This window comes from Gordonia terrae, assembly GCF_001698225.1.
Classification (GTDB): domain Bacteria; phylum Actinomycetota; class Actinomycetes; order Mycobacteriales; family Mycobacteriaceae; genus Gordonia; species Gordonia terrae.
The window spans coordinates 5340580-5361307 of the sequence record NZ_CP016594.1 but is presented as its reverse complement, the minus strand read 5'-3'; the positions used below and the strand labels follow the sequence as shown (position 1 = coordinate 5361307).

The 20728-nt window shown below is 69.4% G+C and carries 17 protein-coding genes and 1 pseudogene; 7 read left to right on the top strand and 11 right to left on the bottom strand.

From position 1 onward, the window contains the following. Nucleotides 1-121: 121 nt before the first annotated feature. The 4 genes from BCM27_RS23765 to BCM27_RS23750 all read right to left on the bottom strand — a co-directional run bounded on the left by BCM27_RS23765 (nucleotide 122) and on the right by BCM27_RS23750 (nucleotide 5318). Entirely contained in the window at nucleotides 122-931 is an 810-nt protein-coding gene (locus BCM27_RS23765; protein ID WP_004020408.1) for a family 1 encapsulin nanocompartment shell protein, read from the bottom strand. Between the two features lie 34 nt (nucleotides 932-965). Continuing rightward, nucleotides 966-1985, bottom strand: a complete 1020-nt coding sequence (locus tag BCM27_RS23760; RefSeq protein ID WP_039865921.1) for a Dyp-type peroxidase — start codon at nucleotides 1983-1985, stop codon at nucleotides 966-968. Nucleotides 1986-2091: 106 nt separating this feature from the next. Then, a complete protein-coding gene (locus BCM27_RS23755; protein WP_004020406.1) occupies nucleotides 2092-3765 on the bottom strand; it encodes an FAD-binding dehydrogenase in 1674 nt (557 codons plus the stop codon). Between the two features lie 74 nt (nucleotides 3766-3839). Further along, nucleotides 3840-5318, bottom strand: a complete 1479-nt coding sequence (locus BCM27_RS23750) for an amidase (protein ID WP_004020405.1) — start codon at nucleotides 5316-5318, stop codon at nucleotides 3840-3842. A gap of 436 nt (nucleotides 5319-5754) precedes the next feature. Here BCM27_RS23750 and BCM27_RS23745 point away from each other — a divergent pair, with 436 nt between their 5' ends. Next, on the top strand, nucleotides 5755-6720 hold the full coding sequence (locus BCM27_RS23745; protein WP_004020404.1) for an alpha/beta hydrolase: 966 nt from the start codon (nucleotides 5755-5757) through the stop codon (nucleotides 6718-6720). 492 nt (nucleotides 6721-7212) lie between these two features. Here BCM27_RS23745 and pgfA read toward each other — a convergent pair whose 3' ends face one another. Both pgfA and BCM27_RS23735 read right to left on the bottom strand, forming a co-directional pair. Continuing rightward, the gene (pgfA, locus tag BCM27_RS23740) at nucleotides 7213-8565 is read right to left on the bottom strand and encodes a cell envelope lipid trafficking protein PgfA (protein ID WP_004020403.1); all 1353 of its coding nucleotides are present in this window, start codon (nucleotides 8563-8565) and stop codon (nucleotides 7213-7215) included. A gap of 99 nt (nucleotides 8566-8664) precedes the next feature. Next, the gene (locus BCM27_RS23735) at nucleotides 8665-10032 is read right to left on the bottom strand and encodes an ABC1 kinase family protein (protein ID WP_004020402.1); all 1368 of its coding nucleotides are present in this window, start codon (nucleotides 10030-10032) and stop codon (nucleotides 8665-8667) included. A 219-nt stretch (nucleotides 10033-10251) separates the two neighbouring features. Between BCM27_RS23735 and BCM27_RS23730 the strand changes: the two genes are divergently transcribed. The 3 genes from BCM27_RS23730 to BCM27_RS23720 all read left to right on the top strand — a co-directional run bounded on the left by BCM27_RS23730 (nucleotide 10252) and on the right by BCM27_RS23720 (nucleotide 12771). Beyond that, the gene (locus BCM27_RS23730; protein WP_004020401.1) at nucleotides 10252-11295 is read left to right on the top strand and encodes an NAD(P)-dependent alcohol dehydrogenase; all 1044 of its coding nucleotides are present in this window, start codon (nucleotides 10252-10254) and stop codon (nucleotides 11293-11295) included. 134 nt (nucleotides 11296-11429) lie between these two features. Beyond that, complete coding sequence (locus BCM27_RS23725) at nucleotides 11430-11639, top strand: hypothetical protein (RefSeq protein WP_004020400.1); 210 nt, start codon at nucleotides 11430-11432, stop codon at nucleotides 11637-11639. A 31-nt stretch (nucleotides 11640-11670) separates the two neighbouring features. Then, a complete protein-coding gene (locus BCM27_RS23720; protein WP_110117452.1) occupies nucleotides 11671-12771 on the top strand; it encodes a hypothetical protein in 1101 nt (366 codons plus the stop codon). A gap of 27 nt (nucleotides 12772-12798) precedes the next feature. Here BCM27_RS23720 and BCM27_RS23715 read toward each other — a convergent pair whose 3' ends face one another. The 4 genes and pseudogenes from BCM27_RS23715 to BCM27_RS23700 form a co-directional block, all read right to left on the bottom strand. After that, nucleotides 12799-12984: a hypothetical protein gene (locus BCM27_RS23715; protein ID WP_033204142.1), complete on the bottom strand. Its 186-nt coding sequence runs from the start codon at nucleotides 12982-12984 to the stop codon at nucleotides 12799-12801. 55 nt (nucleotides 12985-13039) lie between these two features. Then, a pseudogene (locus BCM27_RS23710) lies at nucleotides 13040-13648 on the bottom strand (flavodoxin family protein). A 38-nt stretch (nucleotides 13649-13686) separates the two neighbouring features. Further along, complete coding sequence (locus BCM27_RS23705) at nucleotides 13687-14121, bottom strand: SRPBCC family protein (protein ID WP_004020396.1); 435 nt, start codon at nucleotides 14119-14121, stop codon at nucleotides 13687-13689. A gap of 14 nt (nucleotides 14122-14135) precedes the next feature. Beyond that, a complete protein-coding gene (locus tag BCM27_RS23700; RefSeq protein WP_004020395.1) occupies nucleotides 14136-15737 on the bottom strand; it encodes a phytoene desaturase family protein in 1602 nt (533 codons plus the stop codon). A gap of 159 nt (nucleotides 15738-15896) precedes the next feature. On the opposite strand from BCM27_RS23700, the gene BCM27_RS26280 reads away from it, so the two are divergent. After that, entirely contained in the window at nucleotides 15897-16193 is a 297-nt protein-coding gene (locus BCM27_RS26280) for a hypothetical protein (RefSeq protein ID WP_004020394.1), read from the top strand. Between the two features lie 16 nt (nucleotides 16194-16209). Here BCM27_RS26280 and BCM27_RS23690 read toward each other — a convergent pair whose 3' ends face one another. Beyond that, on the bottom strand, nucleotides 16210-17736 hold the full coding sequence (locus BCM27_RS23690; protein ID WP_004020393.1) for an FAD-dependent oxidoreductase: 1527 nt from the start codon (nucleotides 17734-17736) through the stop codon (nucleotides 16210-16212). Nucleotides 17737-17873: 137 nt separating this feature from the next. Between BCM27_RS23690 and nadB the strand changes: the two genes are divergently transcribed. Together nadB and BCM27_RS23680 are read left to right on the top strand one after the other, a co-directional pair. Beyond that, nucleotides 17874-19523, top strand: a complete 1650-nt coding sequence (gene nadB / locus BCM27_RS23685; protein ID WP_004020392.1) for an L-aspartate oxidase — start codon at nucleotides 17874-17876, stop codon at nucleotides 19521-19523. A gap of 81 nt (nucleotides 19524-19604) precedes the next feature. Next, nucleotides 19605-20624: an alpha/beta hydrolase gene (locus BCM27_RS23680; protein WP_033204140.1), complete on the top strand. Its 1020-nt coding sequence runs from the start codon at nucleotides 19605-19607 to the stop codon at nucleotides 20622-20624. The last annotated feature ends 104 nt before the right edge of the window (nucleotides 20625-20728 follow it).

The window sequence follows — 20728 nt, the reverse complement described above, 5'->3', positions numbered from 1 at the left end:
GGAGCACAGGCGGGCCGGATTTCTTCGCGATCACCTGCGCCAGACTAGTTGCCGCTCGCAACGGACGCCGCAGTGTGTCGGCCAGGCAGGACCCGGGGCGGCGGGGACGGCGGACCGCCGCTCAGACGGTCGGCGGTTCGGTGAGTGCGACAGCCGCCTCCGCGGTGTGGGTGAGGAAGGTGAACGACTCCTGGAAGTACAGGTTCACCACGTCGGCGTCGTGCGAGTCGTACCCGATCGACACGTCCTGGCCGATGGTCAGCTCGAAGTCGCCGCCGCGGGTGCTCATGACGAACGCGCCGCTGATCGCCGGCGCCCACACGATGTCGCCGGTGAACAGGCGCTGGATGTGCTCGAGGATCGGGTAGCCGTGGTTCGACGTCTCGTTGACCTGGGTGTAGACCTCCGCCGACAGGGCCACCGCGTACGGGCCGTCGACGGACGCCAACCGAAGTGTGCTCAACGCCTGGCTGACCGCCTCCGGGTAGTCGCGGACGTCGGCGGGCAGCGGGATGGGGGTGGCGGCGGCCTCGGCACGGATGCCGCTGATCGACGCCGCGGCGTATCCCTCGAAGATGGCCCGGTCCTCGGCGAGTGCCAGTTCGCGTGCGGCCTCCACGACCGGGTCCCAGTCGGAGTCCTTGGCGCCGCGATCGACGTCGTCGATGGCCTCCCGGGACACCGTGAACGGGACCTTGAGTTCGACCAGCGACTGGGTGCGGCGCTGGAAGGCGGTGATGCCCTGGGCGGGTGAGTCGATCTTGGTGCGATGTCCCAGGGTCACCGACGCGGTGTCGGAACCGAGCGGCCCGGTCACGTCGACGAGGCGCCGGCCCGCGACGTTGCGCTTGAACGAGCGGGTCGCCTCCTCCTCGATCTCCGCCCACGCCGCGTCGGAGATCGGCGCGAGTTCGCGATGCAGGTTGTTCATGGTGTCCTCCTGGTGCGGTGGTCGGAAGGTGACGTCAGTGCAGAGACCCGATGCCCAGCGAACCGTCGGAACGGGTCGTCGGTGCCGGGGGTGTGGCGGGTGCCGCGTCGGGTGCGGGCGGCAGGTCTTCGAGGAAGTCGAGTGTCGGGGTGAAGAACTGTGCTCCGGTGACCGCCGTGGTGAAGTCGAGGAGGCGGTCGTAGGTGCCGGGCGGGTCGCCGATGAACATCTTGCGCAGCATCTCCTCGGTGACATCCGGGGCCGCCGAGTAGGCGATGTAGAAGGTGCCGTTGACGCCTTTGCCGTTCACCGTGCTGCCGGAGACGTCGCCGTACGGCATGTTGTCACGGACCACGTCGATCTCCTCCCCGTTCTCGTCCTCGACGACGTTCAGGGCGATGTGCGAGTTCGGGGGCTTCACCTCGTCGGACATCTCGACGTTGTCGAGCTTGGTGCGTCCGATCGCGGCTTCCTGATCCTCGGTGCTCAGGTCGTTCCACGACGACAGGTCGTGGACGTAGCGCTGGACGGCGACGTAGCTGCCGCCCTCGAAGTCGGGGTCCTCGTCGCCGACCGTGATCGCGTCGATCGCGGCCTGCCCGGTCGGGTTCTCGGTGCCGTCGACGAACCCGATGAGGTCGCGGAGGTCGAAGTAGCGGAACCCGTGCACCTCGTCGACGACGGTGACCGCGTCTCCGAGTGTCTCGGTGATCTTGGCGCCGAGTTCGTAGCACAGGCCCATGTCGTCGGACTTGATGTGCACAAGGAGGTCGGCGGGCGTCGCCGGGGCGGTGTGGACCTCGCCCTCATACGGGACGAACGGCCGCAACGAGCGAGGCCGCGGGCCGTCGAACAGGCGGTCCCACGCTTCGGACCCGATCGACACGATGCCGGCCAGCGCCGCCTCGGGCGCTCGCGAGGACACCGCGTTGTTCAGTCCGGGGATCTCTTCCAGCGCATCGCGAACCGCGTCCTCACCGCCGTCGTCGATGGTGAAGACGAGGAAGATCGCCGATTTCGTCTTCCGGGTCAGGATCGTCTGGGGGACCGGCACGCTGAACACCCTAGTCGATCGCGTACCGGCATGGGGCAGCAGATCGTGCCGCGAATGTATAGGGCAGGCAACCCTTTTCGCCGACGACGTGCGGTCGTACCGTGGATCAGCCGCGCGGTGTGGCCCGGGCCACTGCCCGACCGGCGGCGCGGCCGGAGAAGATGCATCCGCCGAGGAACGTCCCCTCCAGGGCGTTGTACCCGTGTACGCCCCCACCGCCGAAGCCCGCGACCTCACCGGCGGCGAACAGACCGTCGAACGCGCTGCCGTCGGGTCGCAGCACCTGGGAGTCGAGGTTGGTCTCGAGCCCGCCCAGGGTCTTGCGGGTGAGGACGTTGAGCCGGACGGCGATCAGCGGGCCGTGCTCCGGATCGAGCAGCCGGTGCGGTTTGGCGACGCGAACGATCTTGTCGCCGAGGAATTGTCGCGCGTTGGTGATCGCCATCAGCTGCGCGTCCTTGGAGAACTTGTTGCCGATCTCCGCGTCACGCGCGGAGATGATGCGTTCGATGTGTGCGAGATCGAGCTCGGGGCCGCGGGCGATCTTGTTCATCCCGGCCACCAGCTCGGGCAGGTTGTCGGCGACCACGAAGTCGACGCCGTTGCGCACGAAGGCGTCCACCGGACCCGATGCGCCCTTCGCCAGCCGGCTCTTCGCGGTGAGCTTCAGGTCCTTCTCGGTGATGTCGGGGTTCTGCTCCGAACCCGACAGCATGAACTCTTTCTCCACGATCGTCTGGGTGAGGATGAACCAGGAGTAGTCGTGGCCGGCCGACAGGATCGCCTTCATCGTCGAATTGGTGTCGAAGCCGGGGAAGTTCGGTGGCGCGAGACGATTGCCGTTGGCGTCGAGCCAGAGCGACGACGGGCCGGGGATGATGCGGATCGCGTGATCGGGCCAGATCGGGTCCCAGTTGTGGATGCCCTCGGTGTAGTGCCACATCCGGTCGCGGTTGACGATGTTGGCGCCCGCGGTCTCGCTGATCTCCAGCATCCGGCCGTCGACGTGGGCCGGGACGCCGGAGATCATCGTCTCCGGCGCGGGGCCGAGTCGCTCGACCGGCCAGTTCTTGCGGATCAGGTCGTGGTTGTGGCCGATGCCGCCCGACGTGACGATGACCGCCCCGGCACGGATCTCGAAGTCGCCCACGGTATCCCGGTTCGATTCGCGGCCGCGGTCGACGTCGGTCGGTGCGAGCGTGACGCCTCGAACGCCGACGGCGGTACCGTCGTCGACGATCAGCTCGTCGACCCGATGCCGGAACCGGAACTCGACGAGCCCGCGCTTCTCCGCCTCCAGGACCGGCTCGGCGAAGACCCGGACCACCTCGGGTCCGGTTCCCCAGGTGAGGTGGAAGCGGGGTACCGAGTTGCCGTGGCCGTCGGCGAACCCGCCGCCGCGTTCGGCCCATCCGACGATCGGGGTGATACGCAGGCCGAGGTCGTGCAGGTATTGCCGCTTCTCGGTGGCGGCGAAGTCCACGTAGGCGCGGGCCCACTGGCGTGGCCAGTAGTCCTCGTCGTCACGGTCGAAGCCGGCCGACCCCATCCAGTCCTGCAGGGCGAGGTCCACCGAGTCCTTGATGCCGAGTCGACGCTGCTCCGGGGTGTCCACCATGAACAATCCGCCCAGCGACCAGAACGCCTGGGCGCCAAGGTTCTTGCGATTCTCCTGATCGACCACCACGACGCGGCGCCCGGCCTTGGTGAGCTCGTATGTCGCGACGAGCCCCGCCAGTCCCGCGCCGACGACCACCGCGTCGGCCCCGTGCTCCGCCACCGCAACTCCTCACGCCCGCCGCCATCCCCGGGCTGCTCCGGGCATGTGCATTCGCAGACGAGGTTAGCCCGGTACTACAGCGAGATGTCGGCGTACCGGTGGAACCACGGCGCGGCCGCCTCGAGTCCGGCCGCGAGCGCGAGGAGATCACCGTCGGCGCCGAGCCGGCCGACGAACTGCACGCCGAGCGGGAGGCCCGCGTCGGTCCAGTGCAGCGGCACGCTCATGGCCGGGCGGCCGGTGAGATTCGCGAGCTGCGTGTACGGCACCCAGCCGAGGCTCTCGTAGATCAGCTTGTCGATGATCCCCAGGCGCGAGATGGCCCGGCCGGACCGTGCTCTCGAGGCGAGTCGCGCCGCCCGCTGCAGGACCGGCGGCGTGGTCATCGAACCGACCCGGGGCGGCGGCACGGCGAGCGTGGGCGTCAGCAGCAGGTCGTGGGTCTGATGAAAGCGGTCGAGAGCCAGGACGTGGTCGTTGATCCGGTCGAGTGCGGTGAACAGGGGAACGACGCCGGCCGCCCGGCCCAGCTCCGCGAGGGTCAGGGTGTCGGCCTCGAAGTGGGAGTCGGGAGCACCGGTGAGGCGTCGCACCTCGTCGACCTGCGCGGCGCATTTCGCGAACCAGATGTCGAGGAAATCGCGCGCGAGTGCGGCGTCGTCGTGCGGTGGGGCGACCTCCTCGACCTGATGGCCGAGGTCGGTCAGCACCGACGCGGCGTGTTCGACGGCGGCGACCGCCTCCGGGTGCGGATTCGCGTTGATCGCCGACGTCGTGGTGTAGCCGATCCGCAGCAACCGCGGTGGGGTCGCGATCCGGGCGGTGTAGCTCTCGGTGTGCAGCGGCGTCGGGTACGTCGACGACGGCGTCGGCCCGATGAGTGCGTCGTAGAGTGCCGCGGCGTCGCGGACGGTTCGGGTCACCACGCCTTCGACGCCCATCCCGAAGAGCGGTTCGCCGGTCTGCGGACCGAACGGCATCAGGCCACGCGAACTCTTGAGTCCGAACAGCCCGGTGCACGCAGCGGGGATACGGATGGAACCGCCGCCGTCGCTGGCCCCGGCCGCCGGGACGATTCCGGCGGCCACCGCCGCGGCGCTGCCACCCGACGACCCGCCCGGGGTCACCGCGAGGTCCCAGGGATTACGCGTCGGCCCCCAGAACGTGGGTTCGGTGATGCCCTTCGCGCCGAACTCCGGGGTGTTCGTCTTACCGAAGATCACCAGGCCGGCGTCGAGAAACCGCTGCACGCCGACGGAGTGTTCGCGGGCGATGTGTGTCGCCAGCGCGCGAGAGCCACGGGTCGTCGGGTAGCCGCGGTAGTCCTGCGCGAGATCCTTGATGAGGAACGGGACACCGGCGAACGGCCCGGTGAGATCGCCCCGGACGCGGGCATCGGCTTCGGCGTCCATCCGGATCACGATGGCGTTGAGTGACGGATTCACCGCGTCCGCGCGGGCCCGCGCGAGGTCGAGGAGTTCGGCGCCCGTCACCTCGCCGGAGGCGACGAGACCTGCCAGGGTGGTCGCGTCGGCGGACAGATACTCACCCATGTGCACGTCCTGACCCTAGTGGTTCCGGGAGCCGGTCGAGCGGACTTGTCGGCGATCCGCCGGCGGGTCGGGCGGGCCTCTCGGCGACCCGGGACCCACGGTCACCGTTGCCCACGCAAACCGGTAACGGCCGGATCGCGAGAGTGTGAACGAAAAGGGGCAGCACGTGGCGGCCGCGTCGCCTATGTCTCGAATGGGCTGTTCAGCGTCGAGAAGTGTGACGTGTACCACTCCGTAATGGGGTCACGGGACCCGCTCTCGCCTTTGCCGTGGCGTTATCGTGCCGTTACACTTCACCAGGACGGGTACCGCTGCCCGGGGGGACCAATACAATCCCTCCTCGTACGTCTTCGTACACAAGCCCGCAGCAGTACCCGGTAGGCAAGACCCGCAAGCGGCCGGCTCCGGCCGTGGTGATCCAAAGGAAAACTGACGAATGCTGACACGCGCCCGTAAGCGCCTCGTCGCCGGACTCGTGGCTCTCGTGGCCGTGTCGGGTGCGACGCTGGTCGCAGCTCCGCCGGAGGCCTCTGCGGCCAACGGTTGCAATGTCGAGTACGTCCGCTCGAACGCCATGAACCGGACCGTGCCCGTGTGCATCGTCTCGGCCGGCGGTGGCGGACCCAAGCCGACGCTGTACCTGCTCGACGGACTCCGCGCCCCCGCCAACAACAGCGGCTGGCTGATCAACACCGATGTCGCCCGCTACATGGCAGGCAAGGGCACCAACGTCGCCATCCCGTTCGGCGGCGCAGGCAGCTTCTACACCGACTGGCAGACCGCCGATCCCCGGCTGGGTGTCAACAAGTGGGAGACCTTCCTGACCCGCGAGTTGCCGGGCTACATGAAGGCGCGTCACAACAGTGACAACCGCCGCAACGGCATCGCCGGACTCTCGATGTCGGGCACCTCGGCGCTGAACCTCGCGTCGCGTCATCCCAACTTCTACAAGGCGGTCGCCTCCTACAGCGGCTACCCGACGGTCACCCTGCCGGGCTTCACCCAGGGCATCATGGCCTCGGTCGCGGAGGTCGGCGGCAACCCGTTCAACATGTGGGGCTTCTACCCTGCGGGCACCTGGTTCCAGAACGATCCGTTCCTGAGCGCGGGCAACCTGGCGGGCAAGAACGTCTACGTCTCGTCCGGTAGCGGTGTCGGCAGCAAGTACGACTCGTCGGTCAACCCGGCCAGCGCCAACTTCGACCCGGTCAAGTTCGCGCAGATGATCCCGCTCGAGGTCGCCGCGTCGACCAGCAGCCAGATCTACATCGGCCGCCTCGCGCTCGTCCCGGGCGTCAAGCTCACCACCCGGATCACCCCGGACGGTGCGCACTGGTGGGACTACTGGCAGAGCACCTTCAAGGAGTCGTGGGCCAAGACCTTCCGCCCCGCCTTCTTCTGAGTCAGACCCTCTGACAAGGGCCGGTGACCTTCGGGTCACCGGCCCTTGTTGTATCTGCTGGTCGGGCAGCTCGTGCACCCCTAGCGTGCCCGCGCGCGCCCCCTGCTGGCCGAGCGGCTTGTGCACGCGTAGCGTGCCCGCGCGTCCGTCGAGGTCACCTTGGTGGGTTCGGTTGCGGAGGGGGCTTCGACTCGGCGCCTCGCTTCGCTCGGGGCCGGCTCAACCCGCAGGGGGTGTGGCCCGGCTCAACCCGCGGGGGGTGTGGCGCAACCCCTGCTGGCCGAGCAGCTCGTGCACGCGTAGCGTGCCCGCGCGTCTGTCGAGGTCACTTGGGTGGGACTGGTTGCGGAGAGGGCTTCGACTCGGCGCCTCGCTCCGCTCGGTGCCGGCTCAACCCGCAGTGGGGCGTGCGGTGCCGACTGCTCGCCGAAAACACCGCGGGCGCACCCGGTGGATACCGGATGCGCCCGCGGTGGTCGCTCGTGCCTTTGCCTACTCGGGTGGCGGCTGTTTGCGGAAGGTGCGCGTGGCCGAGTCGTCGGCCGGCGGGGTGTCACCGACCTTGGGGATCTGCTCGGTCGGTCGCTCCCACGGATTCCCGCCTGCGGGCGCTGCCCCGGCCGGCGGTGCGTCGCGCTTGATCAGCGTGGTGTCGCGCTCGTCGGCGGGCGGGGTCGTCGGCGGCGGGGTGTCGTCCACCCGGGTGTCGTCACGGCGTCCGCGGAAGAACAGCAGCGCGGCGGCGATCAGCAGGATCACGCCGACGATGCCCAGGATGATCGGGACCCACACCCCGCCGACCTTCAGCTGGTCGACGTAGCCGCTGGCCTTCTTCGTCTGATTGGAGACGGTCTCGTCGGTCCACTTGAAGGTGCCCTTCAAGGCGTCCATACGGAACTCGCGCACCGCTTCCGGGGTGGCGTCGCTCTGATCGGGGGACTTGAAGTACTGGTGCTGGTCCTCGCGACCGTCGACGATGGTTCCGGTCTCCGGCTCCACCCACACATGGCGGGTCGCGGCGGCGTACCGGTGCATCGTGATCGGGTCGTTCGCCCGCACGCCGCGTCCGGTGATGCCCCACCAGCGGGCGGGCATCGTCAGCATCGTGCCCAGTGCCGCCTCGCCCTGCGCGTTCGGGAGGTTGGAGAGGTCGGTCTCCGGGACGTCGCACACGAAGTGGTAGGTGTTCACCCCGTCGATGGTCTCTTCGCCCTCGAACTTCGCCGCGCAGTCCTGGCGGGTGTTGAGGTCGTAGTAGGGGTAGTCACGCTGCTGCACGTCGAAGCCGAACTTGTACTGGTAGCCGGTGCGGTTGTCGATGGCGACCGACACGTCGTTGACGTTGCCGCCCTCGGGAACCGCCTCGAGCTGCAGCGAGCTGACGGCGCCGTTGGGTGCCGAGGTCTTGCGATTCACCGACACGCGGTCGATGGTCGCGGTCAGCAGGCCGTCCTCGCACGTGCGCGTTTCACCCGCGGCGGCGACCGTCGGTTCGGTCTCGGTTCCCTCGGCGTCACGCAGACGTTCGATGAGGACGGTCTGCGCCGACTGCAGGCTCGCCTGGCGGCTGTCCGACGGCTCGGTGATGATCGAGCGTCGCTGCTGGGTGAGCGATGCATCGAGTGTGCGGGCCCGGGGCTCGGACACCGAACAGCGATCGAAGATCACCGCTGGGAAGCGCTCCCCGGTCGAACCGTCCGCGGCAACCGTGGTGGCGTCGGAAGTGATGTCCAGATCGAGCGGAACCACCTTCAACTGCGGCACGAGATAAAGCGGTATGGCGATGGCCGCCGCGATGCACGCAGCGCCGAAGAAGGCCAGCACTGCCGGCACAAAACGTCTCATGTGTGACTCCTGGAATCAGCTGATCGCTCCCACCCTAACTGTCGCGTTTGCCACAGATGGGCACAGTGGGTCCGACATGCCGGAATGTGCAGCGTGCGGTCAGCCCCGGTCGGCTCGCCGATCGCGCTCGGCCTCCTTCAGGATGCCGGCCATGTAGCCGTAGATCTCCTTGTCGGACATCGCCTTCCACCGGGGGGCCAGCAGCTTCGTGTACTTCTCCACGTACAGCAGCTGCTTTCCGACGAGGACGAGCTCGCGGGGTAGGCGGGCGTCATGGGCCTTGGCGACGGCGGCGAGTTGCCGTCCGAGGTCGGTGTAGGACATCGAACCGAGCTCGGCGGTCGACAACGGCGTCGTCACCTTCTTGATGTCCTCGGCGCCCTGGGACGTCGAGCCCGGTTTGTGCACGGCGCCGAGGAGGAAGATGGCCCGGCCCGCGGACTCGTGGTCGCCGCGCACCACGAGGTCGACGACGAGCTGGCGGAGGATGCGTCGAGTGCGGGGAGTGAACCGCCCGACGATGCCGAAGTCGAGAAGGACCAGCTTGCCGGCATCGTCGACGAGGACGTTTCCGGCGTGCAGGTCGCCGTGGAACAGGCCGCCGTGGAACGCCGAGTCCAGCAGGGACAGAAGGAGATTGCGGCACAGCGCGACACCGTCGTGCCCGGCGGCGCGCACTGCCGCGGCGTCGTCGATGCGGGTCGCGTGGATTCGTTCCATGGTCAGCACGCGCTGTGTCGTGAAGTCGTCGTAGACGCGGGGGACGCGCACACGGTCGCCGTACGGTCCCGGCTGGAGGCAGGCGAACCACTCGCGCATGGTGTCGGCCTCGATACGGAAGTCCAGCTCGGCGTCGAGCCCGGCCGCGAAGTCCTCGACCACGTGCCGCGCGCTGAGCATGCGTCCGTACTCGGAGATCTCGGCGAGGCCGGCCAGGCGCTCGAGGATCGCGACGTCCGGGGCCAGGCGGTCGGCGATGCCCGGGCGCTGGATCTTGACCACCACCTCCTCGCCGCCGGGCAGGGTCGCGGTGTGCACCTGGGCGATCGACGCGGAGGCGATCGGCACCGGGTCGAACGAGGCGAAGACCTCTTCGGGGCCGCGGCCGAGTTCGGCGATGAACTGTTCGCGCATGAGTGCCGGGTCGGCCGGCTTCACCCGGTCCAGCAGCGATTCGAACTCGGCGGACAGGGACTCGGAGAACACGCCGGGACTCGAGGCGATGAGCTGCCCGAGCTTCACATACGTCGGCCCCAGGTGTTCGAAGGTGGTCCGGATCTCGTGTGCGACGCGGGCGGCGCCGGGTGCGCGACCGCGCACGGCGTCGCCTGCGGTGTGGAGGACGAGGCGTCCGACGCCCGCGGCCGCATGAGCGGTGGTCGTCCCGAATCGCGTGAGCTCGGCGATGGGGGACACCGGGTGCAACTGCGTGCGCTGACCGTCGTCGACTGAGCTGTTGATCGTCACCGTCGGTCATTGTAACGATCATCGCCGACGGATCCAGTGCCCTCGCGCCCCGATGGACAGCGCCCGCGACGCCGCGACGTGCCGTTATGGCAAGGAGAACGCGCGGGGGGCAGACTGGCGGGCGTCGGACACATGCATCAGCCCGCATCTGTTCGTGTGTCGTCGGTGCGTTGCGCATCGCCCATCTGCCACCCATCGAATGTGTACCGAGGAGTCCGCATGCCCACCACGGTCAACGCCTACATCGCCCCGGCCGCCGATCGTCCGCTCGAACCCACCACCATCGAACGACGCGACCTGGGCCCGAACGACGTGTCGATCGACATCGCGTTCGCCGGGATCTGTCATTCCGACATCCACACCGCCCGCGACGAGTGGGGCGGGACGAAGTTCCCGGTGGTGCCCGGCCACGAGATCGCCGGGACGGTCGCGGCCGTCGGCGACGACGTCACCCGGTACGCGGTCGGTGACCGGGTCGGCGTGGGCTGTTTCGTCGACTCGTGCCGCGAGTGCGAACCGTGCCGACTCGGCGAGGAGCAGTACTGCGAGCGGGGGAACGTGGGCACCTACAACGCCGTCGGCCGCGATGGGACACCCACGCACGGCGGATACAGCACGTCGATCGTCGTCGACGAGAACTACGTCCTGCGGATTCCCGACGGCATCGCACTCGACGAGGCAGCCCCGCTGCTGTGTGCCGGGATCACGCTCTACTCACCGCTGCGGCACTGGGGTGCCGGCCCGGGAAAGAAGGTGGCGATCGTCGGCCTCGGCGGGCTCGGTCACGTCGGGGTGAAGATCGCCCACGCGCTCGGCGCCGAGGTGACGGTGCTGTCGCAGTCGTTGAAGAAGATGGAGGACGGTCTGCGCCTCGGAGCCGACCACTACCACGCGACAGGCGATCCGCAGACCTTCCGTGAACTGCGCAGTTCGTTCGACCTCATCTTGAACACCGTGTCGGCCAACCTGCCGATCGGAAAATTCCTCGGCATGCTCGCTCTCGACGGCACGCTGGTGGAACTCGGGCTGCCCGAACACCCGATCGACGTGCCCGCGGGTGCGCTGATCGGGAAGCGGCGCAGCTTCGCCGGCTCGATGATCGGCGGCATCGCGCAGACCCAGGAGATGCTCGACTTCTGCGCCGAACACGGCATCGGTGCCGAGATCGAGGTGATCTCCGCGGACCGGATCAACGAGGCCTACGACCGCGTCGTGGCCTCGGATGTGCGCTACCGCTTCGTGATCGACACCTCGACGCTCTAGTACGGCTCGGTGACGGTCGACCGTCTCCGCGCTCGGTCGGTGTCCCGCCGGGTTTGCCCGCTGTGACGAACGGGAACCCGTCCCTCTGACAGAGGCACCACCGAGCGACATCAACCGGAGGGTCGACGAACACGATGACCGAAGAACTGCCCATGGAGCCGGCCGAGACCGGTACGCCGGACGCGACGCCCGACGACGCTCGACGCAAGGTCGACGAACTCGAGGAGCGGACTGTCGACGAACCCGACACGGACGAGCAGGTGGACCCCTCCGCCGCCACCGCACGCGACGACGAGGACGACCCGAACTCGCCGGCGGCGGGGGAGTCCGAACCGCCGGACTGAGAGCACCACTTCGATCATGACGGCAGGGCACATGACCAGCCAGAAGCGTGACCACGGGCGGGCCGGTGCGCTGCGCATCGTCGCCGAACACGGGCTGCCCGCCACCCTGATCGAGCGCGGCGAGGAACGGTTCGAGCAGATCGCCGACGAACTGTCGCTGGAGTACCGGGGCCACACGGTCACGAAGGACACCACGCTGCAGATGACGCCGCGTGGTGATCTGGAGACGGTCTGGGGCACGGAGGACACGGCCGACGAGGTGATCGTGTTCGTCACCGAGATGCCGCGGCTCTACCGGCCGCGGGACGGCGACGACCGGAGTCCCCGAAATCTCGTGGTTCTGGCCGAACTGGACCGCGAGCGCAACGCCGCCGTCGTCTCGCTCCCCGCGCTTGGCCCCGCACCGCGGCGAGCGCTCCGGACCGTGATCGCGACCATCACCGGGGCGATGACCGGTGATGACTCGGTGCGCGGGTTCGAGCGGCAGCGCGGCATCGTCGTCGTCCGTGAGGACAACACCGAATACGTCTGCGCCCAGGGCTATTCGCGCCGACTCAAGCTGATGGCCGGAATGGTCCGGGGAAACCGGCCGTGGCGGCTGATCCCGACTCTCACGGGCATGACGGCGGCGGCCGCCGCCGCCGCGTCGTTCGGCATCTTCTTCTCGACCATCTGGTCGATGGCCAATGCGTTGAGCGCGTGGCGTCTGGCCGCGATCACCCTGCTGTCGTTGGTGCTCGCCTCGGTCTGGCTCATCGTCAACAACCGGTTGTGGGAACGCGCGGCGGTCACCGCCAAGCCGCGCGCCCGTCTCTACAACATGGCCACGGCGTGCACCGTCGAGTTCAGTACGGTGGTGCTCTACGCCGGACTGTTCGTCGCGACTCTCGCCGCGGCGCTCATCGTCATCGAGGAGAACTTCCTCGCCGCACAGCTGGGTTATCCGGTGGGCCTACGAAATTACCTGTACCTGGCGTGGCTGGCGACGTCGATGGGGATCTTCGCCGGCGCCCTGGGTTCGAGTGCCGACAGCTACGACGATGTCCTGCGCGCCACCTACGGTTATCGAGAGCGGTTGCGACGCCAGGCATCCGAGGCCTCGGGTCACCGATCCGACACCGAGATGCGCTGACCGACAGCGGGTTCGACGACCAGCGGATTACGGCATCCACCTCTCCGACGCGGAGGGCCTCATGGCCGAGGCGACCGGTGCCGGGATGGCGTTCTTCTCGACCTGCGGCAGCTGCCGTCGGTGAAGGCGGCGACGATGGCCGTCGCGGGTGGCGGACACGGCGAGTTGCTCGTGCACGCGGACGACGAGCAATTCCGAAAAGAACGCGGGCATGGATCTGCCCGACGCCGCCGACGGCGAGCTGGAGACGATCAGAGTCGTCCGGTGATCACTCGTACGCCGGAAAAGCGTTCTGTGACAGCAGCTGCGCGAGGTGTGCCGCGTTACGGGCGGCGGCATGGGTCGCCGAGTCGACCGGGTCCGGGACCGCGTCGAGGTCCTTGTAGTCGCGGCCGCCCATCGCCTCGTCGTTCCAGTAGGTGTTGCCCTGCCCGGGAATCGTGAACCCGATGTCGTTGAGTGCGCCGAAGACGTCGGCGATGATCTTGTGCGCGCCGTCCTCCTTGCCGACGACCCCGCACATCGCGACCTTCCCGAGCATGCTCGGGCGGCCGGCGTCGTCGGTCTCGGAGATCTCCGCGTCGAGACGTTCGAGCACACGCTGTGCCACGCTCGACATGTGACCCAGCCACGTCGGGGGTGGTGATCACCAGGGGATGCCCGCGGCGGCGATGCGCTCGAAGATCGCCGGCCAGGCGTCCCCGTCGCCCATGTCCCGTTCGACTCCGGGCCGGATGCCGTGATCCACGGCGCGGATGATGTCTCCGGTCACGCCCTGCTCGGCGAGGGCGTCGAGGATGTGCCGGGCGATGAGGTCGCTGCTGGATTCGGCAGGTGACGGTTTGAGGGTGCAGGTGATCGCGAGTGCAGTGGTCATGCCGGCGAGTACCCGAACCGACGTGGACACAACCCTCGTCAGCTCGCGTGGTTCTCCGCGAGTATCGCCAAGCGTTGCAGGCACTCGTTCAGACGCGGGGACATGACGGTCTCCTGGATCGTCGGCGGAATCCACCTGAGCGGCACGGTCTCCACGAACTCCTCCATGCCGATCAGGGAACCGTTTCCGTCCTTCTCCACGGTCATGCGAATGCGTGCGCGTCCGAAAGGCCAGCCCGCCGCCGACAATTCGAGGAGCCCGGCCTTCGACTCGACGGATGTCGTCTCGTCGTTCAGCAGAGCCGGCCACACCCCCACCGAGTGGTGGATCTTCGATCCCGCCTGCGGCCACGACTGATCGACATCGCGGATCCGGGAGGCACCCACCACCCACGATGCGTAGAGCCAACCGTTGGAGAGCACCGACCAGACCTGCGCCGGTGTTGCGCTCGTGTGGCGTTCGACTCGGTTCATGCTCCGGTCTCCGTTCAGTGGTTGTTGTCGGTCTTCGTCAGTCGACGGATGACGTTGCGGTCGAACACTCGTCGCGGCAATCCGCGCAGACCGTCCGAGCCGAGGGCGGCGCGTGCGGCGTTGTTGCCGCAAGCACCATGCACTCCACCGCCCGGATGGGCCCCCGAGCCGGCCAGGTAGAGCCGGTCCACCGGTGTCGACGCGCCGCCGAGGTTCGGTGTCGGACGAAAGATCAACTGCTGGAACAGCTGTGCCGTGCCGCCGTTGACCGTCCCGTGGACGAGACTGGCGTCGGCGGCCTGCAGGTCGTGCGGGGTCTGGACATGCCGTCCCACGATGAGGTCGGAGACACCGGGCGCGTGGGCTTCGAGCACGGCGTCCATCCTGCGGGCCAACAGCTGGGCCGCCTCGTCGTCGGTCACCCCGCGTGGTAGATGGCTGTACGACCATGCGCTTTCCGTGCCGGCGGGGGACCGACCCGGGTCGGCGGTGGTCATCTGTCCGAAGAGCAGGAACGGATGCTCCGGGACGCGACCGGTTTCGATGTCGGCGGTCCCGTAGGCGATGTTGCGCGCGTCGGCGCCGAGGTGGATCGTGCCGGCTCCGCTGAGATTGGTACTGCGCCACGGAATCTTCTCACTCAGCGCATAGTTCACCTTGACCACCGGGGTGTCCCAGGTGAAGGTCCGCAAGTCGTCGAGGACGCGCGCGGGCACGTCGTCGGCCGAGAGCAGTTCGGTGTACAGCGCGGGCGCGGAGACGTCGGCGAGAACCGCTCGTCTCGCGGGCCATCGGCGGCCGGTGCTGTCCACGACCCCGGTGGCGCGGCCGCCCTGGACGTCGATGCCGGTGGCCCGTGTGTCGCACACGACGGTCACCCCGGCGCTCTCGGCACGGCGCCGCAACGCCGCCGACAGCTCTCCCGCCCCGCCGACCGGCACCGGATACCCGGTGTCCTGGCCGAGCATGGTGAGCAGATACCCCATCAGGCCGCTGCCGGGGGCGTGCAGCGGGATGTCGGCGTGCAGGGCGTTGCCGAGGATCAGCAGTCCGGCCTTCTCGCTGTGGAACAGCTCCCGCACCATCTGGTCGGCGGGCAGGATCAGGAAACGGGCCAGTCGCAGGGCGTCCGCAGTACCGAGGGACCGCAACACCGACAGCACCGCGCGGACCGGTGGGAAGGGGCCGAACAGGGTGTCGAGGATCGCCGGCCGCAGCTGCTGCCACTGCTCCACCAGGTCGAGCCAGGCCCGCCGGTCGCGCTCGTCGAAGGTGGCGAGGTGATCAGCGGTGTCGGTCGCGTCGGGGAACACCACCGGCGCGTCGACGTCGTCGGGTCCGGCCGGATGGCCGAAGGCCAGCGGCGCGCGGCTCCACTGCAGACCGTGGCCTGCGAGGTCGAGGTCGGCGAAGACCGGGGACGCCACCGCCAGCGGGTAGAAGGCGCTGAACAGATCGGTCACGTAACCGGGGGTGAGTTCCGCACTGCGGACCGCGCCGCCGACCTCGCGCTGCGATTCGAGGAGGGTGACATCCCAGCCCGCATCGGCGAGACGTATCGCGGCGATGAGGCCGTTGTGGCCGGCTCCGATGACAACTGCGTCCGACACGCTCACCGGTCGGCTCCTCTCGTCGGTGTCACCCTGGTCCGGGTCCGTTCGCCGTGCTCTTCCGTCCGGTGCGCGGGATACCCGCCGCCCCAGAGGGTAAACGCGAACGGCACACGAGGACGGTGAACCCGTGCGGCCCGTCGCCGACGATGCGCCGGCCGGCCGGTGGTCGTCACCGGCGCCGGGGCGGGCATGGGCCGGGCGCTGGCGCGACGCCTGGCCCGCGCGGGCGTCGAGCTGTACCTGGTCGACGTCGACGTACCCGCTGCGCTGGCGGGCCACGACCGCATCCCCGTCGGATTCGACGCGCGCGCAATCGATCTGGGAGTGCGTCTGCTGGCCGGCGCGGTACAGCGGCCGGTGGCGACGCTCACCCGGCCGGTGTTTCGGCGGATCCTGGGGGACGCCGCTCTCCGAGAGACCCGGCCCGGCGCCGTCGACGGGGCGTCGCGTTCGCGATGAACTCGGCGTGGCGACGTCAGTCGTTGTGTGAAGCCAGGTTTCGCGTCGCCGGACCTTCGAGGACCTCGCCGGTGTGACTGAACCGCGAACCATGCAGCGGGCAGTCCCAGGACTGCTCCGCGTCGTTCCACCGCAGCACCCCGTACAGATGCGTGCACAGCGGCGCGACAGACCGCGTCTGACCCTCCACCGTGCACCGGCCCTCGGGTGTGATGCCGGAGCGTCCGACGGTCCCGTCACCTTCCTTCGGCGCCGCGCCGGTCGGCTTCAGCAGCGAGAGATAGCCGCCTGCCAGATAGCCCGCAACCTGTGCGTTCGCCGACGCCGCCGAGATCAATGACCCCGGCCGGCTGATCTCGGTCGATCGCCACGGACGCAGGGTCGCCGACCACGGGGGCTCCGTTCCGAGGATCCGTCCGGTCATGGCGAGTGCCGCGGCGACCCCGTTGGTGAGACCCCACTTCGCGAAACCGGTCGCCACCTGCACCGAGTCGACGCCGGGGAGAATCGGTCCGACATAGGGCATCTCGTCGATCGTCGTGTAATCCTGGGCCGACCACCGCGCGACCATCTGGGCGCTGGGGAAGTGCTTCTGGGTCCAGCTCAGCATGTCCAGGACGTGCTGTCGCTCGGACTTCGTGCGTCCGACCTCGTGGCCGAATCCGCCGACCATCAACAGCTCTCCGTCGTAGCCGGGGCGCGTGACCGTCCGCAGGGAGACCGACGGGTTGTCCGAGCCCAGGTACATCTCCCGGGGGATCTCCCCGTCGACGGTGAACGCGGCGGCGTAGGAGCGTTGCGGGTGGACCCGCGCGAAGAAGCCGCCGCGGTCGAGGAAGGGTTGCCCGGTCGCGATGATCACCGAGTGGGCACGCACGTCACCTGCGTCGGTCGTCAGCACGTTCGGTGAGCCGTGGCGGAGTCCTTGCGCGCGAACGCCCTCGTAGAAGTGGCCGCCGTGCGCGCGGAGGTCGTCGGCGAGGGCGCGCAGGACGACCATCGGGTCGATCTGCGCCTGGCCGTCGAGGCGGATCGCGCTCCGAACGTCGAAGGGCAGCTCGGGGCAGTCCACATGCTCGACCGGCAGATCGTGGGCGCGGCACGCCTCGTACTCCTTCTCGACCGACTTCGCGCCGGACGCGGTGGCCGCGAACGTCAGCGCCGCCCGCTCGTCGACGGGTAGCCCGCGGTGCTCCAGGTAGTGCCGCAACCACGCCTGGGCTTCGCGATTGGCCTCGACGTAGTCCTGAACGGCCGCATGACCGTGGCGGCTCGCGATCGACGACAACCGGGTGCCCTGCAGCAGGGACAGTTTGCCGGTGGTGTGGCCGGTCGCCGCGGCACCCATGTGCCGTGCCTCGAGGACCGCGACCGACTGACCGGCGCGGGCCAGGAGGAGACCGGTGGTCAGGCCCGTGATCCCGCCGCCGACGACGATCTGGTCGAAGGTGTCGACGACGTCGATCGGCATCGTCTCCGGACGGACATCGGGCAGGTAGTCGGGGGCTGCCTCGCCGGCGGGGTCGAACCAGAGGGTTTTCATGGTGTCCGGGTTTGCCTCGACAGGAGGTGATGAAACATCGCGGCCGGGGTAAGGTTTTCGACTGGGAATCGAAAACGTCTGCGCGGTGTTGCCCCGGAGACGCGCGGTGTCGGACGCCGCGGCGAGAGGCGGTTGACATGAGCGGGTTCACACTGGAGCCGGTCGGGACCGAACAGACGGTCCACGCCGACCTGGTGGTGGTGGGTGCCGGTATCGCAGGCCTCACCGCCGCGCTGTGGGCTGCGCAGGACGGCCTCCGGGTCGTCGTGCTCAACAAGGGGCCGCGATGGGACGCCGCGAGCCGGGAGCAGCCGACCTCCACGTTCTACGCCCAGGGCGGTGTCGCAGTGGTGATCCCCGGGGCGGCGGGCCCGGAGGCCGCCGACTCGGTGGACCGCCATCTCGCCGACACGGTCGCCGCCGGCGGCGGACTCACCGACCCGACGGCGTCGGGACTCATCCTCGCCGACGGGTGGGAGTCGGTGTCGGCGCTGATCGGCTGGGGTGCCGAATTCGACCGGGACGTCGACGGTTCACTGCTGCGGACCCGCGAAGGCGGTCACACCCGACGGCGCATCATCCACGCCGGGGGCGATGCAACCGGTGCCGCGATCCAGCGGGCCCTGCACGAGGCCGTCCGGCACTCCGGCCGCACCGGCGGGGACGTCCCGCCGATCCGCTTCCTCGACGACACGATCGCCACCGCAGTCCACATCGACGACGGCCGTGCCGTCGGCGTCGCGTGCCTGCGGTCGGGGCGTGCCGCGTCCGTGCTGGCCCCGACCGTGTTGCTCGCGACCGGGGGAACCGGGCACCTCTACGCCGCCACCACCAATTCGGCAGGTTCGACGGGTGACGGCATCGCCCTGGCGTTGCGCGCCGGGGCAGAGGTGGCCGACCTCGAGTTCATCCAGTTCCACCCGACGATGCTCTACACCGACGGCGCGCGGGGTCGCCGGACGCTCATCAGCGAGGCAGTGCGCGGGGAGGGCGGCCGACTCGTCGACATCGAGGGCCGGTCGGTCACCGAGGGTGCCCACCCGATGGGCGATCTCGCGCCCCGCGACGTGGTGGCCGACGCCGTGCAGACCGCGATCGAACTCACCGGGCACCCGTGCGTCTATCTCGACACGAGCGGCGTCGTCGACTTCGAGGACCGCTTCCCGACGGTGACCGCCGGAGTGCGTGCGGCCGGGCTGGATCCCGCATCCGGCCGTATCCCGGTCGTGCCGGGAGCCCACTATCTGTGCGGGGGCGTCGTCACCGACGAGTCGGCCCGCACCGCGGTGGACGGACTGCTCGCGGCCGGCGAGGTCGCGCGCACCGGGTTGCACGGCGCCAACCGCCTGGCGTCGAACAGCCTCCTCGAGGGCCTGGTGATGGGCCGACGCGCAGCCGCGGTGGCGGTCACCCGGCGTGGGCTCCCGCTTCCGCAGGCCGGTCGCCGGCGGGCCGAGCAGCCTGTCCCCATCCTGGATCGGGACGTGCTGCAGGACGTGATGACGCGGGAGGTGGCACTGCGACGGTCCGCCTCGGGGCTCGACGCGGCCGCCGACGCGATCGCCGCCGCGCCCCGTCGGCCGGCGCAGTCGGTACGCGATGTCGAGGACGCGGCGCTCACGCTCACCGCGGCGGCAGTCGTCGCCGCGGCGGCCGCGCGCACCGAGTCGCGAGGCGCGCACGTCCGCACGGATCACCCGCTGACCGCCGACGTGGCGGAGTCGCGGGCGTTCCGCGTCGTCGACGGCGAACTGCGCGAGGCGCGCCCCGCGGTTGCGACCGGTTGACGCGACCGGTTCGTCGTGACCGGTTCGTCGCGACCGGTGAAGTCGATGCGGGCGGGCGCCGCCGGCGTTAGATTGGCGACGATGACCCAGATCTCAGCAGACGGTTCGGGGTGCGATGGCAGCCCCGATCACGACGACCCGGCCATCGCGACGCCCGAACGGATCACCCTGGACCTCGGACACGTCATGCTGCATGCGCTGGCCTGGGGCCCCGCGGCCGGGCCGGTCGTCGTCTGTCTGCACGGGTTCCCCGACTCGGCATGGACGTGGCGGCATCTCGGTCCCGAACTCGCCGCCGCCGGACATCGGGTGATCGCTCCCTTCACCCGTGGCTACGCTCCGTCGGAAATACCGTCGGACAACGACTTTCACGTGGCCGCGCTCGCCTACGACGCGGTCGCGGTTCATCGCGCCGCGGGTGCGGGTGCCGACGCGGTGTTGATCGGGCACGACTGGGGCGCGATGACGGCGAACGCCGTGGCACATCGCGCCGACAATCCGTTCGCGGCGGTGGTCTCGATGTCGGTGCCGCCGGTCCCGGCGGTGCGACGCTCGCTCGCCGGAGGGATCGACGGAGCCAAGACCCTCGCCCGTCAGGCGTTGATGAGCTGGTACATCGCCTTCAACCAGGTGCCGTGGTTACCCGAACGGGTGCTCCACCGGCTGATCCCGCTGCTGTGGCGCCGCTGGCGACTGAACTCGGGCGCCGGCGCGCGGCCCGACCACCGACTCGACGTCGACCTCGCTCTGGCGGCGCTGCCCACTCGTGCTCACCGGACGGCGGCGCTCGGGTACTACCGCGCGCTCCGCAGGCCGCGGACTCATCCTCGCTACGCTGCGATGCGGGACGACTGGCTGGGCGAACCGCGTTGTCCCACGCTGTATCTGCACGGAGCCGACGATGGTTGTATGCAGTCGCGCCTCACCGACCACGTCCGAGAGGTGCTGCCGGCCGGCAGCGCGGCCGCGGTCGTCGCCGGAGCGGGCCATTTTCTGCACCTCGACCGGCCGGATGAGGTGCACGGGAGGATCCTGGCGTTCGTCAGTTCAGACGCGCGGGGCCAAGAGGGTGGCACCGGACCGGCCCGCTTCGTAGACTGACCCGCGGGATCTTCACCACAGAGTGGCCACGGGGGGGCCGGCCACCGCGGAAATGCATGCCGGGGGGCTTGCTACCGGGCGGCACGAAGCCGACGGGCACGAGA